Annotated in this window: 15 protein-coding genes; 14 read left to right on the top strand and 1 reads right to left on the bottom strand. The window is 66.0% G+C overall.

What is annotated here, in order from left to right; translation table 11 throughout:
• The first annotated feature begins 3 nt into the window (after window positions 1-3).
• The 8 genes from AC0L6G_RS04060 (at window position 4) to AC0L6G_RS04025 (ending at window position 7,948) form a co-directional block, all read left to right on the top strand.
• Window positions 4-768 carry a biotin--[acetyl-CoA-carboxylase] ligase gene (locus AC0L6G_RS04060; protein ID WP_293827008.1) on the top strand — a complete coding sequence of 255 codons (765 nt, stop codon included), beginning with the start codon at window positions 4-6 and terminating at the stop codon, window positions 766-768.
• On the top strand, window positions 765-1,544 hold the full coding sequence (locus AC0L6G_RS04055; RefSeq protein ID WP_293827024.1) for a type III pantothenate kinase: 780 nt from the start codon (window positions 765-767) through the stop codon (window positions 1,542-1,544). Before AC0L6G_RS04060 ends, AC0L6G_RS04055 begins: the two co-directional genes overlap by 4 nt.
• Entirely contained in the window at window positions 1,545-3,218 is a 1,674-nt protein-coding gene (locus AC0L6G_RS04050) for a ribonuclease J (protein WP_473252909.1), read from the top strand.
• 54 nt (window positions 3,219-3,272) lie between these two features.
• Window positions 3,273-4,181: a hypothetical protein gene (locus AC0L6G_RS04045; RefSeq protein WP_293827010.1), complete on the top strand. Its 909-nt coding sequence runs from the start codon at window positions 3,273-3,275 to the stop codon at window positions 4,179-4,181.
• Between the two features lie 125 nt (window positions 4,182-4,306).
• The gene (locus AC0L6G_RS04040; RefSeq protein ID WP_291536349.1) at window positions 4,307-4,573 is read left to right on the top strand and encodes a DUF1467 family protein; all 267 of its coding nucleotides are present in this window, start codon (window positions 4,307-4,309) and stop codon (window positions 4,571-4,573) included.
• Window positions 4,574-4,651: 78 nt separating this feature from the next.
• Complete coding sequence (gene proS, locus AC0L6G_RS04035; RefSeq protein ID WP_293827011.1) at window positions 4,652-5,968, top strand: proline--tRNA ligase; 1,317 nt, start codon at window positions 4,652-4,654, stop codon at window positions 5,966-5,968.
• 2 nt (window positions 5,969-5,970) lie between these two features.
• The gene (locus tag AC0L6G_RS04030) at window positions 5,971-7,251 is read left to right on the top strand and encodes a lipoprotein-releasing ABC transporter permease subunit (protein ID WP_473253210.1); all 1,281 of its coding nucleotides are present in this window, start codon (window positions 5,971-5,973) and stop codon (window positions 7,249-7,251) included.
• Window positions 7,244-7,948, top strand: a complete 705-nt coding sequence (locus AC0L6G_RS04025; RefSeq protein WP_291536352.1) for an ABC transporter ATP-binding protein — start codon at window positions 7,244-7,246, stop codon at window positions 7,946-7,948. Before AC0L6G_RS04030 ends, AC0L6G_RS04025 begins: the two co-directional genes overlap by 8 nt.
• A gap of 40 nt (window positions 7,949-7,988) precedes the next feature.
• On the opposite strand, the gene AC0L6G_RS04020 is transcribed toward AC0L6G_RS04025, so the two are convergent.
• Window positions 7,989-8,543, bottom strand: coding sequence for a hypothetical protein (locus tag AC0L6G_RS04020; RefSeq protein WP_473252907.1), 555 nt, complete (start codon window positions 8,541-8,543; stop codon window positions 7,989-7,991).
• Window positions 8,544-8,663: 120 nt separating this feature from the next.
• Here AC0L6G_RS04020 and AC0L6G_RS04015 point away from each other — a divergent pair, with 120 nt between their 5' ends.
• The 6 genes from AC0L6G_RS04015 (at window position 8,664) to tsf (ending at window position 16,474) form a co-directional block, all read left to right on the top strand.
• Entirely contained in the window at window positions 8,664-9,320 is a 657-nt protein-coding gene (locus AC0L6G_RS04015; RefSeq protein ID WP_293827015.1) for a response regulator transcription factor, read from the top strand.
• Between the two features lie 318 nt (window positions 9,321-9,638).
• Window positions 9,639-13,091 carry a DNA polymerase III subunit alpha gene (dnaE, locus tag AC0L6G_RS04010; RefSeq protein ID WP_293827026.1) on the top strand — a complete coding sequence of 1,151 codons (3,453 nt, stop codon included), beginning with the start codon at window positions 9,639-9,641 and terminating at the stop codon, window positions 13,089-13,091.
• On the top strand, window positions 13,091-13,582 hold the full coding sequence (locus AC0L6G_RS04005; protein ID WP_293827016.1) for a DUF3224 domain-containing protein: 492 nt from the start codon (window positions 13,091-13,093) through the stop codon (window positions 13,580-13,582). The genes dnaE and AC0L6G_RS04005 overlap by 1 nt, the downstream gene beginning before the upstream one ends.
• A gap of 84 nt (window positions 13,583-13,666) precedes the next feature.
• Window positions 13,667-14,263: a DUF4142 domain-containing protein gene (locus tag AC0L6G_RS04000; protein WP_293827018.1), complete on the top strand. Its 597-nt coding sequence runs from the start codon at window positions 13,667-13,669 to the stop codon at window positions 14,261-14,263.
• A 240-nt stretch (window positions 14,264-14,503) separates the two neighbouring features.
• Window positions 14,504-15,427: a 30S ribosomal protein S2 gene (rpsB, locus tag AC0L6G_RS03995; RefSeq protein ID WP_293827019.1), complete on the top strand. Its 924-nt coding sequence runs from the start codon at window positions 14,504-14,506 to the stop codon at window positions 15,425-15,427.
• A gap of 105 nt (window positions 15,428-15,532) precedes the next feature.
• On the top strand, window positions 15,533-16,474 hold the full coding sequence (tsf, locus tag AC0L6G_RS03990; RefSeq protein ID WP_293827020.1) for a translation elongation factor Ts: 942 nt from the start codon (window positions 15,533-15,535) through the stop codon (window positions 16,472-16,474).
• Window positions 16,475-16,578: the final 104 nt, after the last annotated feature.

Here is a 16,578-nt window from a genome sequence, read left to right as displayed (position 1 = left end):
GCGTTGACGCCCGCCCCCCTGGTCATCCTCGAGGAGATCGACTCGACCAACGCCGAGGCGCGCCGCCTGGCCGAGGCCGGGGAAGCCGGGCCGCGCTGGATCGTGGCCCGCCGCCAGACCGCCGGTCGCGGGCGGCGTGGCCGAAAATGGGAGACGGAGCAGGGCAACCTGGCCGCCACCCTGCTGGTCACGACGCCGCGTTCGGCGGCGGAGGCCGCCCAGGCCACCTTCGTCGCGGCCCTGGCTGTCGCCGACCTGCTGGACGTTTTCGTCTCGCCCGCCCTGGTGACGATCAAATGGCCCAACGACGTCCTGCTGGACGGGGTCAAGGCGTCGGGCATACTGGTTGAGTCCGGGCGGCATGGGAACGGCGACCTGTGGCTGGCCATCGGAATCGGCGTGAACCTGGCCCATGCGCCGGAAGGCACCGAACGGGGCGCGACGTCGGTCGCCGACCGCCTGCGCGCCGACCTGGCCTATGTCCCCCCCATCGAGGCCGCCGCCGAGATCCTGGCCGAGACCTTCGCCGTCTGGTGGGGCCGCTGGCAGACCTTGGGCTTCGAGCCGGTGCTGGACGCCTGGACCAGCCGTCTGGTCGGTCTGAACGGCCCGTGCACGGCGCGCCTGGACAATGAGACGATCGAGGGCCTGGCCGAAGGGGTGGAGCCGGACGGCGCGCTTCGCCTGCGTCTGGCGGACGGCGCCGTGCGTCTGATTTCCGCCGGCGACGTCTTCTTCGGCGCGATGTCGAAGGTCGGGGCGGCCTGATGCTGTTGGCCATCGAGCAGGGCAACACCAATACGCTGTTCGCCGTTCACGACGGGCGCGACTGGATCGCCCAATGGCGCGCCGCGACAGAGGCCAGCCGCACGGCCGATGAATACGCCGTCTGGCTGAACCAGCTGATGGTGATGAAGGGCTTGCGGGTCGCGGACCTGACCGGATGCATCATCTCCAGCGTGGTGCCGCAGTCGATCTTCAACCTGCGCAACCTCGCGCGTCGCTATCTGAACATCGAGCCCCTGGTGATCGGCGAGAACGTCGAGCTGGGCATCGACGTGCGCATCGCCAAGCCCAGCGAGGCGGGGGCCGACCGGCTGGTCAACGCCATCGGCGCCAAGCTGGTCTATCCCGGCGACCTGATCGTGATCGACAGCGGCACGGCGACCACCTTCGACATCGTCGCCGGCGACGGCGCCTTCGAGGGCGGGTTGATCGCGCCCGGCATCAATCTGTCGCTCCAGGCCCTGCACGAGGCGGCGGCCAAACTGCCGCGCATCGCCATCCAGCGGCCCGAGCATGTGATCGGACGCGGCACGGTCGAGGCCATGGAATCCGGCGTCTTCTGGGGCTATGTTTCGCTGATCGAAGGCTTGGTCGGGCGCATCAAGGCCGAATGGGGCATGCCCATGACGGTCATCGGCACCGGCGGCGTCGCCAGCCTGTTCGAAGGCGCGACCGACAGCATCGACCACTTCGATTCCGACCTGACTATCCGTGGCCTCCTCGCAATCTGGCGTCGCAACGCCCATCTGACTGACTGAATGAAAAAGCAAAACCAAGACGAACTCGTTTTCCTGCCGCTGGGCGGCTCGGACGAGGTCGGTATGAACCTGAACGCCTATGGCTTCGGCCCGGAGGCGAACCGTGAGTGGCTGGTCGTCGATGTCGGCGTCACCTTCGGCGACCTGTCGACGCCGGGCGTGGACGTCATCGTGCCCGATCCCACCTATCTGCAGGGCGAGACGATCAAGGGCATCGTCCTGACCCACGCGCATGAAGACCATATCGGCGCGCTGGGTTGGCTGTGGCCGCGCATAAAGGCGCCGGTCTATGCGACGCCTTTCACCGCCTATCTGATCCGCGACAAGCTGCGCGAGCGCGGCATCTTGGACGAAGTCGAACTGATCGAGGTTCCGCTGGGCGGCACGGTCGATATCGGATCGTTCGGCGTCACGTTCGTCAACATGACCCACTCGATCGCCGAGCCCAGCGGCCTGGCCATCGACACGCCGTTGGGCCTCGTGTTCCACACCGGCGACTGGAAGATCGACGACCAGCCCGTCATCGGCCGGCAGACCGACGCCCCCGCCATCCGCGCCTTGGGCGACGAGGGCGTGCTGGCCATGGTCTGTGATTCCACCAATGTCTTCGTGCCGGGCGTCGCCGGGTCCGAGGGCGATGTCGCCGTCGCCCTGTCCAAGCTGATCTCGACCCTGAAGGGCCGCGTCGCCGTTGGCTGTTTCGCGTCGAACGTCGCGCGCATGGACAGCGTCATCCGCGCGGCCGAGGCCTGCGGCCGTCGCGTGGCCCTGGCCGGGCGGTCGATGCACCGGATCACGGCCGCAGCCAAGCACGTCGGCATGTTGCAGGACGTCAAACCCTTCCTGTCCGATGAGGAGGCCCGCGTCTGGCCCGCCGACCAGATCCTGTATCTGTGCACGGGCAGCCAGGGCGAGGCGAGGGCGGCGCTGTCGCGCGTCGCCGACGGGACGCACCCGACGGTCAAGCTGGGCCTGGGCGATCACTGCATCTTCTCGTCGCGCCAGATTCCGGGCAACGAACTGGCCATCGGCAATCTGCAGGACCGCCTCGCGGACAGGGGCGTGCGCCTTTACACCGAGAAGGACCATCCCGGCATCCACGTTTCGGGCCACCCCTGCCGGGACGAACTAAAGCAGATGTACGAATGGGCGCGGCCGCAGATCGCGGTGCCGACCCACGGGGTGCGTCGCTTCCTGCTGGAACACGCCAATCTGGCCAAGGAGGTCGGGGTCCAGGAGACCGTCACGCCGCGCAACGGCGACATGGTTCGCCTGGCGCCGGGACCGGCCCAGATCGTGGACGAGGTTCCCAACGGTCGCCTCTATGTCGACGGCGGGATGCTGGTCACGGAGCAGGGAGAGGCGCTGAAGGAGCGTCGCCACGCCTCCACCAACGGCGTGCTGATCGTCAGCTTCGCCCTGGACAAGCGCGGGCGCATCGTCAGCGACATCGACATCCGCAGCGTCGGCCTGCCCGGCGACCTGCAAAAGCCGCTGGGCGACGTTCTGGACGACCTGGCCGAGCGGGTCGAGCAGGTGGTCAAGGGCCTGAAGGGCGAAGCGCTGGAAGACGAGATGGTCATCGAACAGGCCATTGCGCGCGTGCTGAAAAAGGCCAGCCAGCAGGTCTGGGATCGCCGCCCCATCGTCGAGACGGTCGTCCTGCGCGTCTGATGCAACCTTGACCATTCGGGCGCATTGTCTGCGCTCGAACCCTTGGGGCGCCCGATGTGGAACAAGCCGAACCGCGCGGACCGTGTGTTGGATCGGGTTCGCCATGCCCGCCATCCGCTGCATGGCTGGCGGCGCTGGGCGGTGATCGCGGGGCAGGGCCTGGCGGGATTCGTCGTGCTGTTCGCCCTGGTCAATCTGACGCTCAGCCTGTCGACCTTTCGCGGCGAAGACCCGTTCGCCCGCACGGTGCACGAATTGCGCGTTCTGTGGTTCAGCCCGCCGCCCGGCCATCCCATGTCGCCGTCCGCTTTTCCGACCGTCTATGGGCGCGATTTGGGGCCTGCGCCCGACACCGCCGCCATCCACGCCTTTCTGGAGCGCGAGGCGGAGGACGGCGTATTCCTGCTGGACCATGTGATGGTCGATCGTGTCCTGAAGCTGAACGGCCGGGTCGACGCCCGCAGCCTGCCGGTCGGCGTCTATGTCGGCGCCCACGCCCTGGGACCTGACGGTCTGCCTTTCGTGCCGGTGACGAAGTTCCTAGCGCACTATCTTCTGTTTCCGCGCCACGCCTATATTCTGGTCGTGCCCGAGCAGGGACCAGCCATCGCTTTTTCGGCCAGCCAGAACGCCAAGTTCGGCATCGACGTCCATCCCGACCGCCTGTCCGCCGAAGTCGCGCCCTTCACGCCGGAAGCCTACGACTTTCCCAGTTCGGGCGAGGCGCTGCACGAAATGACGCGCATCACCGACGATCCCGCGCGGGTCGCCGGCGCGGTCGGGGCGCTGAAAGGGGCGCAAGCGCGGCTGGAGAAGGAAGGGCTGACCTATGGCCTGCTGGCGCCCAACTCCAATACAGCGGTCGGTTGCGTGCTCCAGGGATCGGGCGCCATCACCGAGCAGGCGCGGTCGTCCATCCTGCTGGCCCTGCGCGCGCCGGGCTTCGGCGCCCGATGCGATTAGCGGTCGCGACAAAGTCGCCGGTTCGGCTATAGGCGGGGCTGTGGCTGCATGCCCGCCTGCTGCGTCCGACTGGCGCGACGGCCAGGGCTTGTCGGTCTTCTGTCGACAATCTTGCGAGGTCCGTCATGCCTATCGGCCCCCTGACCATGATCGGCATCTACATCATCGTCTGGTGGACGGTGCTGTTCGCGGTTTTGCCGCTCGGCACGGCGCACGAAACGCACGAGCCGCCGACCGACGGCGCCCAATGGGGAGCGCCCGCGACGCCCAATTTGAAAAAGAAGTTCCTGACCACCACCTGGGTCGCCGCCATCGTCTGGGCCTTCGTCATGGTGCTGATCTTCACCGGCTGGCTGCCGCTGCCCGACTTCTCCAGCGCCCCGGCGGTCTAAACCGCGCAACCGGCCTAGCTTTCGCCCCGGTCCAGCGGCTAAAGCCTTGGTCCGTTTCTACGCCTAGGATTCAAGACCATGCGCTTGTCGCGCTATTTCCTGCCCACGCTGAAGGAAGCCCCGTCGGACGCCCAGATCGTTTCGCACCAGCTGATGCTGCGCGCCGGGATGATCAAGCAGGAGGCCGCCGGCATCTACGCCTGGCTGCCGCTGGGTCTGAAGGTGCTGCGCAAGATCGAGCAGATCGTGCGCGAGGAGCAGATGCGGGCCGGCGCCGTCGAACTGCTGATGCCGACCCTTCAACTGGCCGATCTGTGGCGGGAGTCGGGGCGTTACGACGCCTATGGCCCCGAAATGCTGCGCATCACCGACCGGCACGAGCGCGAGCTGCTGTACGGCCCCACCAACGAGGAGATGATCACCGACATCTTCCGGGCCTATGTGAAGTCCTACAAGTCGCTGCCGCTGAACCTGTTTCACATCCAGTGGAAGTTCCGCGACGAGCGCCGCCCGCGTTTCGGCGTCATGCGCGGCCGCGAATTCCTGATGAAGGACGCCTATTCCTTCGACCTGGATGAGGCGTCGGCCCGTGTCGCGTACAACCGCATGTTCACCGCCTATCTCAATACCTTCGCCCGCATCGGCTTGAAGGCCGTGCCGATGCGCGCCGACACCGGCCCCATCGGCGGCGACCTGAGCCACGAGTTCATCGTCCTGGCCGAAACCGGCGAGAGCGAGGTCTTCTGCGACCGCAGGCTGGTGGAAATGGCGCCGCCGGGACACGATCTGGACGCCGAGGCCCTGCAGGCCGTGTTCGACGAACGCACCGCGCTCTACGCCGCGACCGAGGAAATGCACGACCAAGCCCAGTTCGAGGCCAAAACCGCAGAAGGCGACCGTTTGTCGGCGCGCGGCATCGAGGTGGGGCACATCTTCTATTTCGGCACGAAATACTCCGCCCCGATGAAGGCCAAGGTGGCAGGGCCGGATGGCCAGGACGCCGAGGTCCATATGGGCAGCTATGGCGTGGGCGTCTCGCGCCTGCTGGGCGCCATCATCGAGGCGAGCCATGACGACGGCGGAATCATCTGGCCGGACGCCGTGGCTCCGTTCGACGTGGTCGTGATCAATCTGCGCGCCAATGACGAAGCCGTCTCTGCCGCATGCGAGGACGCCGTCGCCCAGCTGGAGAAGCTCGGCAAGGACGTGCTGTACGACGACACAGACGAGCGTCCGGGCGGCAAGTTCGCCACCGCCGATCTGATCGGCGTGCCGTGGCAACTGACCATCGGTCCCAAGGGGCTGGCGGACGGCGTGGTCGAGCTGAAGCGTCGCGCTACCGGCGAGAAGGTTTCCGCGCCGCTCGCAGAAGCTATCGAAAGGCTGACCGCTTGAGCCTGCCGTCCCGCCCGTCCGGCGCCTTCTCCGCCTGGGAGATCGGCCTGGCCCTTCGCTATCTGCGCGCCAAGCGCAAGGAAGGCGGCGTCGCCACCATCGCCGTCATCAGCTTCATCGGCATCATGCTGGCCGTCGCCGTGCTGATCAGCGTGATGAGTATCATGTCCGGTTTTCGTTCGGAACTGCTCAGCCGGATGCTGGCCTTCAACGGTCATATGTATGTGCAGGGTCCGGTTTTGACATCGCCGGACCGAGACGCGGTCCTGAAGAAGATCGAGGCGATTCCGGGCGTCTACAGCGTAAACCCCCTGAACGAAGCCCAAAGCCTGATCCGCGTAGGCAACTTCACGACGGGTGTGATGGTCAAGGGTATCCGCCCACAGGATCTGGCCAAAACGCAGTACGTTTTTGACAGCCTGTCGCCCCAAGAGCGCGCTAGCTTCGGTCAGGGTGCGTATGGCGGCGACCGGGTGTTGATCGGCGCCGCTTTGGCGAACTCTTTGGGGCTGCGTGTTGGCGACGCCATCACCGTCTATTCGCCCACCGGCGCCGACAGCGCCTTCGGCAACCTCGGCGGATTGGAAAAGACCTATTTCGTGGGCGGATTGTTCCGTTCGGGAGCGGCCGATTACGACCGTGCCTTCATGTTCATGCCCTTGGAGCAGCAGCAGCTCTTCTTCGGCAAGGAAGGCGTCTGGGACGCCATCGAGATCAAGGTCGACGATCCCGATCAGGTCGGCGCCCTGACCCCCGCCATCCGCGACGCGGCCGGCCCCGGCTCGGTCGTCGGCGACTGGCGCGAGCGCCTGGCCGCCTTCTACGGCGCGCTGAAGGTCGAGCGGGTGGCCATGAGCATCATTCTGGGTCTGGTCGTCGCCATCGCCGCGATGAACATCATTTCCGGCATCGTCATGCTTGTGAAGAACAAGGGGCGGGATATCGCCATCCTGCGGACCATCGGCGCCAGCCCGTCGGCCATCCTGCGCGTCTTCTTCATGGCCGGCGCCATGATCGGGGTCGCGGGCACCCTGGCGGGCCTGCTGCTGGGTCTGCTGTTCTGCTGGAACATCGGCTCGATCCAGCATTTCCTGGAGTGGGCGTTGCAGACCAAGCTGTTCGATTCCGACGTCTATATGCTGGACGCCATTCCCGCGCTGGTGGACCCGGTGGACGTGACCTGGGTGGCTTTCTGGTCGCTGCTGATGAGTTGTATCGCCAGTCTGCCGCCGTCATGGACCGCGTCGCGGATCGATCCCGTTGAGGCGCTCCGGTATGAGTAAGGCTCCTATTTTGTCGGTGCGCGGCCTGACTCGCACCTATCCAACGGCCCAGGGCGGCCTGACCGTGTTGAAAGGCGTCGATCTGGACGTCTATCCGGGCGAATTGGTCGGGCTGATCGGGCCGTCAGGTTCGGGCAAGTCGTCGCTGCTGCACGCCGCCGGCCTGTTGGAAAAGCCGACCAGCGGCGCCGTCGCCATCGACGGCGAGCAAGTCGGCGATCTGGACGAACGTGCGCGCACCCGGCTGCGCCTGGGCCGCATCGGCTTCGTCTATCAATTCCACCATCTGCTGCCCGAGTTCGACGCCCGCGACAATGTCGCCCTGCCGATGCGGATCGCCGGGGTAGGGCAGGAGGAGGCGCGCAAGCGCGCCGCCATCACCCTGACCGCCCTGGGTCTGGGCGAGAGGCTGACGCATCAGCCGGCGCAACTGTCGGGCGGCGAGCAGCAGCGCGTGGCCATCGCCCGCGCCCTGGCCAACGGGCCGCGCCTGCTGCTGGCCGACGAACCGACCGGGAACCTGGACCCCGCCACCAGCCAATCGGTGTTCGAATCCCTGCGCGACCTGGCCAAGACCACGGGCGTCGCCGCCCTGATCGCCACCCACAATATGGAGCTGGCCGGGCATATGGACCGGGTCTTCGCCCTGAAGGACGGGCATCTGGAAGAGCGGGCGGCCCAAAGCCACGCCTATTGATCGGATAGCGGTCGTCCCGGGCGAGGCGTCCTGTCCCGGCTCAGGAATAGGTCGGCGACAGCAGATCGATTTCAGGCGTCGGGTCTGCGTCGCCTTCAGCCTTTTCTTCGAACGGCGACCAGGTCTCGGCCAAGGCCGCAACTGAACCGACGACGCCGGAGTCGGCCTCGGCTTGGCGCAATGCGGTCCAGGACAGAAAGGCCAGCAGCCGCGCGCCATCGCATGGCTGGCGTTGCATCGCCGTCTCCAGCCACGCCGTTTCTGCGGGCCGGAGCAAAGGCGAAACCAGCCCCGGCGTCGAGAACAGCCGGCGCTCGGTCGATGCTTTCCTCCATAGAAGGGAGGTCAGGACGTGCGGCGCCTCCGTGATGACGTCCTGGAACCGCGCGACGGCGGCGGGCGCGCCTTCGACGCCGCAAAGGCCGCCGCCGCCGCTGAAGATCAAGGCGCCGGATAGACCGCCCCGGCGCGCCTTGGCGGAAACGAAACGGCGGATATCCGGCCACACCGGAGCTTCGGCGTCATGCTGCAACACGATCACGGCCGCTTCCTGGCTCGCGGCCGGAGGAGCGGGGCAGTGGGATCGCGACGTCATCCGTCATCGCTTAACCAAGCCTAAATTCTGTTCAACTGCGTGTGACTACGAGGTTCCTCGACGGCATTGGCGCTGTATTCTGGCGATATGCGAACGACGACGAACGCCATGACGGATTCCATGGCGCCAAAAGACAAGCGCCCCGAAACGGACGCCGACCCGGCCTTCGCTCCAAACAGCCAGGGTGACTCCCGTTTCGAAATCGTCGTGATCGACGACGACGCGCTGATCCTTGAGGTGACGCTGCTGACTTTCCGCGAGGCCGGGTATTCGGCTGTGGGATTCAGCGATCCGCTGGACGCCCTGATGTGGGCGTCCGACGCCGATCCGACGCTGATCGTTGTCGATCTGAAGCTGCCGGGGATCGAGGGACTGGACCTGGTCAGCGCCTTCTGCGCCTTCGGCCGTCATGCGGTGATCTTGGTCAGCGCCTACGTCGATGTGCTGACGACCGTGGACGCCATGCGGCTTGGAGTCGACAACGTTCTGACCAAGCCCGCCCCGCCCGAGCGTCTCTTGACGGCCGCGGCGCATGCGTTGGACGCGCTGTCGCGCGCGCCGCGACAGGATCAACTGACCTTCACCCGTCGGGAGCGTCAGGTGGCGGAGTTCATCGTGGCCGGTCGCACCACGAAACAGATCGCCCAGGCCCTGGCGCTCAGTCCCCGCACGGTGGAGTTCTTTCGCGCCAGCCTTTTGCGCAAAACCCAGTCCCCCAACTCCGCCGCCCTGGCCTCGGCTCTGACGCGGCTGGGCTTTGTCGCCACCGACGCTTGACGAGAACGCATAGAGAACATAGAACAGACGGAGAACGGTTGCGAGGTCGGAAAAAGCCATGCCGCGTTTAGTGAGGGATATGTTGTCGCTGGCTTGCTGCGGCGGCTTCGTCTGGATGGTGTGGAGCCTGGCCTTCAGCGTCGCCTCCGCCTGACAGCGGGGCGGCCTCTCAGCTGAAGGCGCTCCTTCTGGATTCCTTCTGGATATCGTCCCCGGCTGGGGACGAACGCGCCTCGCATATGGCCCGCGACGTTCGGTCGGTGCAGGATGGGGCGCGGGCCTTGCGTCCAGCAAAGCGGAGATTCAGTGAACCAGTCGATGAACAGCCAGGGTTTCGTCCATTTGCGCGTGCGCTCGGCCTATTCGCTGCTGGAAGGCGCGATCAAGGCCAGTAAGGTCGGCAAGCTGGCGGCGGACGCCGGCATGCCCGCCGTCGCCGTCGCGGACCGGGCCAATCTGTTCGGCGCGCTGGAGTTCAGCCAGACCGCCAGGGATGCGGGCGTTCAACCCATTGTCGCCTGCGCTCTTCCAGTCATCGGCATCGGCGGCCAGATCAACACCCGATGGGCCAAGACGCCTACCGTGGTGCTGTTGGCCCAGGATGCGACGGGTTGGCTGAACCTGTGCGCCCTGTCGTCCTCGGCCTATCTGGACGCCGGGGAGATGGCCGAGCCCGGCGTGGCCTGGGATCAGGTCGTCGCGCGCTCCGAAGGGTTGATCCTGCTGTCCGGCGGACCGGACGGGCCGGTCGATCCCCTGTTCGCCCAGGGCAAGACGGCGGAGGCCGCCCAGGCGCTCCAGGCCATGCACGCCGCCTTCGGCGACCGCTTCTATGTGGAGCTGCAACGTCATGGCCTGGACGATGAGAAGCGCGCTGAGCCGGGCCTGGTTCGCTGGGCCTACGACCACGACGTTCCCCTGGTCGCCACCAACGACGTCTATTACGCCAAGGCGGCCCAGGCGAAGTCGCATGACGCCCTGCTGTGCATCGCCGACGGCGCCTTCACCGGCCAGGAGGATCGTCGCCGCATCACCGGCGAACACTGGTTCAAGTCGGCCGGGGCGATGCGCGAACTGTTCGCCGACCTGCCCGAGGCCTGCGACAACACCATCGACATCGCGCGGCGCTGCGCCTTCCTGGTTCAGACCCATGCGCCGATCCTGCCGCGCTTCGATACCGGAGCCGGACGCTCCGAGGCCGACGAACTGGCCCACCAGGCGCGCGAGGGGCTGAAGGTCCGGTTGACCCAGGTCACGCCGGCCGTGTCCGAAGAGGAATACTGGACCCGCCTGGAGTGGGAGGTCGGGATCATCCAGCAGATGGGGTTCCCAGGATACTTCCTGATCGTGTCGGACTTCATCAAATGGGCCAAGACGCACGGCATACCGGTCGGGCCGGGGCGGGGGTCCGGCGCCGGCTCGCTGGTCGCCTGGTCCCTGACCATCACCGATCTGGACCCGTTGCGGTTCGGTCTGCTGTTCGAACGGTTCCTGAACCCCGAGCGGGTCTCCATGCCCGACTTCGACATCGACTTCTGTCAGGAGCGGCGCGAAGAGGTGATCGACTATGTCCAGGCCCGTTACGGCAAGGATCGGGTGGCGCAGATCATCACCTTCGGCACCCTGCAGGCGCGGGCGGTGCTGCGCGACGTCGGACGGGTGCTGCAGATGCCGTTGGGCCAGGTGGACCGGCTCTGCAAGATGGTGCCGAACAATCCGGCCAATCCCGTCACCCTGGCCCAGGCCATCGACCTGGAGCCTCGGCTTAAGGAGGCGCGCGACGCCGAACCGGCGGTGAAGACCCTGCTGGAAACGGCCTTGGAGCTGGAAGGGCTTTACCGCAACGCCTCGACCCACGCCGCCGGCATCGTCATAGGCGATCGTCCTCTGACGGAATTGGTGCCGCTGTATCAGGACCCGCGTTCCACCATCCCGGCCAGCCAGTTCAACATGAAATGGGTCGAGCCGGCGGGCCTGGTCAAGTTCGACTTCCTCGGGCTGAAGACCCTGACCGTGCTGGACCGGGCGCGGGGCTATCTGGCGCGGCGCGGCGCGGTGCAGGAGTGGAACCAGCTGCCGCTGGACGATGCGCGCACCTACGAGCTGATGGCGTCGGGCCAGACGGTCGGGGTGTTTCAGCTGGAATCGCAGGGCATGCGCGACACGCTGCGCAAGATGCGCTGCGGCTCCATCGAGGAGATCACCGCCCTGATCTCCCTCTATCGGCCGGGACCGATGGAGATGATCGACACCTATATCGACCGCAAATTCGGCCGGGCCGAGGTCGACTATCTGCACCCCAGTTTGAAGGAGGTGCTGACCGAGACTTATGGCGTGATCATCTACCAGGAACAGGTGATGAAGATCGCCCAGATCCTGGCGGGCTACAGCCTCGGCGAGGCCGACCTGCTGCGTCGCGCCATGGGCAAGAAGAAGAAGGAGGAGATGGACTTCCAGCGGGCGCGCTTCATCAAGGGCGCCCTGGAGAAGGGCGTGCCGGAAGGCCAGTCCGGCTCCATCTTCGACCTGGTGGCCAAGTTCGCGGGCTATGGCTTCAACAAGTCGCACGCCGCCGCCTACGCCCTGATCTCGTTCCAAACGGGATGGCTTAAGGCCAATCAGCCGGTCGAATTCTTCGCCGCCTCGATGAGCCTGGACCTGTCGAATACGGACAAGCTGGCGGTCTTCTATCAGGATGCGCGGCGGTTCGAGGTGCCGGTGCTGTCGCCGGACATCAATCGCTCCTCCGCCGACTTCGACGTGGCCTGGGAGGACGGCAAGGGGGCGGTGCTCTATGCGCTTGGCGCCATTCGCAACGTCGGCCTGGAGGCGATGAAGCATGTCATCGAGGTGCGCGAGACGGGCGGCCGGTTCGCCGACATCTTCGACTTCCTGGAGCGGGTCGATCCGCGCTGCGTCAACAAGCGCGCGCTGGAGGGGCTGGCCAAGGCGGGCGCCTTCGACAGCATCCATCCCAACCGTCGCCAACTGGTCGAACAGGCCGATGTGCTGATGGCCTATTGCCAGAGCGTGGCGGCCGAGCGCGCCTCGTCCCAAGTATCCCTGTTCGGCGGGGATCAGGCCAGTGCGGCCCGGCCGCGTCTGAAGACGGTCGAGCCGTGGGTGGGGCCAGAGCGGCTGGACCACGAATTGGCGGCCGTGGGCTTCTACCTGTCCGGCCACCCCCTGGACGAAATGACGTCGGCCCTCAAACGCAAACGCGTCACCTTCGTCGCCGAGGCCGTTCCCCTGGCCGAAGGCGGGCACGAGGCTTTCCAGATGGCCGGAGTGGTGCGCCGCAAGCAGGAACGGGCCAGTGCGCGAACGGGCGAGAAGTTCGCCTTCGTCACCTTTTCGGACCCGACAGGCGAGTTCGAATGCCTGTTTCCGCCCGAGCAGCTGCGTCGATGCCGCGAGGTGCTGGAGCCCGGCGCCTCGGTCATGGTGCGGGTCCGCGCCAAGGCGTCGGAAGGCGAGGTGCGCTTCTTCGGCGACGATGCGGCGCGCATGGATAATCTGCTGGACGACGCCAACATCGGCCTGCGCATCCATGTTTCGGCCCGAACCGCCGACGCCGAGGCGTTGAAGGCGCGGCTGGAACGCGCACGATCCGGCGCGATCGGCAAGGGAGGAGAAGTCTCCCTCATGATCGCCGGCCTCGAACAGGGGCGGGAGGTCGAGGTCAGGATCCCCGGCCGTTATCGGCTGGACGGCGCCCTGCGCGGCGCGCTGAAGTCCGCGCCGGGCGTGGTCATGCTGGAGGACGCCTGATGGCCGGCGGTCTTCTGGCGTTCGCCCTATTTCTGTCTCCGCCGCAGATCGACCCTGCAGCGGCGCAATCCGTCCCAACCCAAGGCGCCGCTATGTCTCACGCTATCGGAACCTTCGACGTTCAGATCACGCCCATCGCCGCCGAGGCGGATGCGTCTGCCGAGGCGCACGGTCGGCTGCGGATCGCCAAGACCTTTCACGGCGACATCGAAGGAGTCGGTCTGGGCGAGATGCTTGCCGTCCGAGACGGTTCGTCGGGCGCCTATGTGGCCATGGAGCGCGTGACAGGGACGATAGATGGTCGAAGCGGCGGCTTCTCGCTCGTTCATCGCGGGATCATGGACGCCGGTGCGCAGACATTGCTGATCACCATCGTTCCCGGTTCGGGCAGCGGGGATCTGATAGGCGTAAGCGGCGTCTTTCATCTGACCTTAGCTGATGGCGAGCACCGCTACGACCTTGAATACAGCCTGCCCAACACCGCGCCATGAGCGCCGGTTAAAGGCTAAGCTTATGAATTCACGGAACCTCACGGGCGCGTGATGAGTTTGGTCAGTCCATAGGGAGACTGTTCCATGAAATATCTCGCCATCGCCAGCGTCGCCTCGCTGGCTCTTCTCGCAGCCTGCAACCAGGGCGGCGACAGCGCCGGCCAGAACGCCAACGAAACGGTCAACGCCACGCAGGACGCCACCTCCGGGGTCGTCGGTCAGACTTCGGCCATGACCATGGGCGCCAACACCGTCGAAGGTTTCGTCACCGGCCTGGGCGTCAGCAACATGTATGAGCTGGAAGCGGCCAAGATCGCCGCCGCCAAATCGACCAACGCCGACGTCAAGGCCCTGGCCGCGATGATCACCAAAGACCACACCGCAGCCGGCGAAAAGCTGGGAACGGCCGTCGCAGCCGCCGGTCCGAACGTGACCATACCGACCGCCTTGGACCAGCGTCGCCAGGGGCTGATCGACAATCTGAACGCCGCCACGCCCGGCGATTTCGACAAGGTCTATCTGAACCAGCAGGTCGCGGCGCATAACGAGGCCCTGACCCTGCTGAACGGTTTCGCAGGCAACACGGACGCGCCGGCCCTGTCGACCTTGGCCCGCGAACTGATCGCCCCGGTGACGATGCACCGCGATCGCGCTCAGGCGCTGTTGGATGCGATGAAATAGTCCGCGTCTTGACAACGTGAAGCGGGAGGCGGTCTCGGAAGAGGCCGCCTTTTTGCTGTCGTCCATGCCGCGATCGTGGGGCGGCGCTTGCTATTGCGGCTTATCCCGCCTACATGGCCCCCGCATTTCGCAACGCGGGTGAGGCGCGATTCGGGGAGAAATCCCGATTCGCACCATTCCGAGGGTCGCCAGACCTTTAATCCCCCGCGCCACGTCGATCGGAAAAAGGACTGAACGATCATGGCTCTGCCAGAATTCTCCATGCGCACCCTGCTGGAAGCGGGCGCCCACTTCGGCCACCAGACGCACCGCTGGAACCCGAAGATGGACCGCTACATCTTCGGCTCGCGCTCGAATATCCATATCATCGACCTGTCGCAGACGATGCCGCTGTTCCACCAGGCCCTGGTGGCGGTGCGCGACGTCGCCGCCAAGGGCGGCCGCGTCCTGTTCGTCGGCACCAAGCGTCAGGCCTCGGAGCCGGTGGCCGAAGCTGCAAAGCGCTGCGCCCAATATTACATGAACAACCGTTGGCTGGGCGGTACGCTGACCAACTGGCGCACCGTTTCGGGTTCCATCGCCCGTCTGCGTGAACTGGAAGGCATCCTGGAGAACGGCGGCGAAGGTCGCGTCAAAAAGGAACTGCTGACCCTGCAGCGCGAGAAGGACAAGCTGGAGCTGTCGCTGGGCGGCATCAAGGACATGGGCTCGATCCCCGACATCATGTTCGTGATCGACACCAACAAAGAAGCGATCGCGATCCAGGAAGCCCGCAAGCTGAACATCCCGATCATCGCCATCCTGGACACCAATTCGGACCCCGACGGCATCACCTATCCGGTTCCGGGCAACGACGACGCCGCCCGCGCCATCCAGACCTACTGCGACTTGATCGCCGATGCGGTTCTGGATGGTCTGGCCGCCGGCGCCTCGGCCTCCGGCATCGATCTGGGCGCTTCGGAAGCCCCGGTCGAGCCGATGTTGCGCGAAGCCTCGGCTCCGGTCGCCGCTGAAGCCGCTCCGGCCGGCACGGAAGGCGCCGCCGCCGAACTGGAAGCCGCCGCTCAATCGGCCCCCTCCGAACCGGCTGGGGCCGACGAAGCCGCCCAGGCCGCCACTTCGGAAGCCAACGACGCGGTCGAGACCGAGAAGGCCACGGGCTGATCGCCCGGCGGTCTTCATAGAGAGGGCCGTGCATAGAACCGACACACGGCCGGGCCATCCAGGTCCGGCCGTTCCGCATACGATACATCCCCTAAGGAGAAGAACATGGCCGAGATCACTGCCGCCCTCGTGAAGGAACTTCGCGAGCGTTCGGGCGTCGGCATGATGGACTGCAAGAAGGCGCTGGTTGAGAACAACGGCGACATCGACGCCGCCATCGACTGGCTGCGCGCCAAGGGTCTGTCCAAGGCCGCTAAGAAGGCCGATCGCGTCGCCGCCGAAGGCCTGGTCGCCGTGGCGTCCAAGGAAGACGGCAAGGGAGAAGTCGCCGCCGCCATCGAATTCAATGCGGAAACCGACTTCGTCGCCCGCAACGAACTGTTCCAGAACGCCGCCAAGCAATTCGCCCAGCTGGGCCTCGAGCACCACACGGTGGAGTCCCTGCACGGCGCCGAGCTGGAATCCGGCAAGACGGTCCAGGACGAAGTGACCAACATGATCGCCACCATCGGCGAGAACATGCAATTGCGCCGCGCCGCCCGCCTGTCGGTGTCGGAAGGCGTCGTCTCGACCTACGTCCACAACGCGGTTTCGCCCGGCGTCGGCCGCATCGGCGTGCTGGTCGCCCTGGAAGGCGAGGGGGACAAGACCGCCTTGCGCGAACTGGGCCGCAAGATCGCCATGCACGTCGCCGCGACCGCGCCGCTGTCGCTGAACACCGACGACCTGGACCCGGCCGCCATCGAGAAGGAACGCACCGTCCTGACCGAAAAGGCCAAGGAAGAAGGGCGCCCTGAAGCCATGATCGCCAAGATCGTCGAAGGCCAGATCAACAAGTTCCAGAAGGACGTCGTGCTGTCCAAGCAGCCGTTCGTCATGGACCCGGACGTGACCATCGAACAGCTGGTCGCCAACTCGGCCAAGGAACTGGGCTCCTCGAACCTGCACCTGGCCGGCTTCGTCCGCCTGGCGCTGGGCGAAGGCGTCGAGAAGGTCGAAGGCCCCGACTTCGCGTCGGAAGTCGCCTCCATGATGGGCGGCGTCTAAGCGTCCACCCCCTCATTCGTGAGGGTTTTGTATCAGAAGGGCGCGTTCGGCTTTGATGGCCGGCGCGCCCTTCGTCTATAAGAAGCCGCCTGATTCAAGGGCGC

This window comes from Brevundimonas sp. D3-1P, from assembly GCF_055809335.1.
Note: the sequence above shows the minus strand (reverse complement) of the source record. Positions and strands in the feature narration are given on the sequence as shown.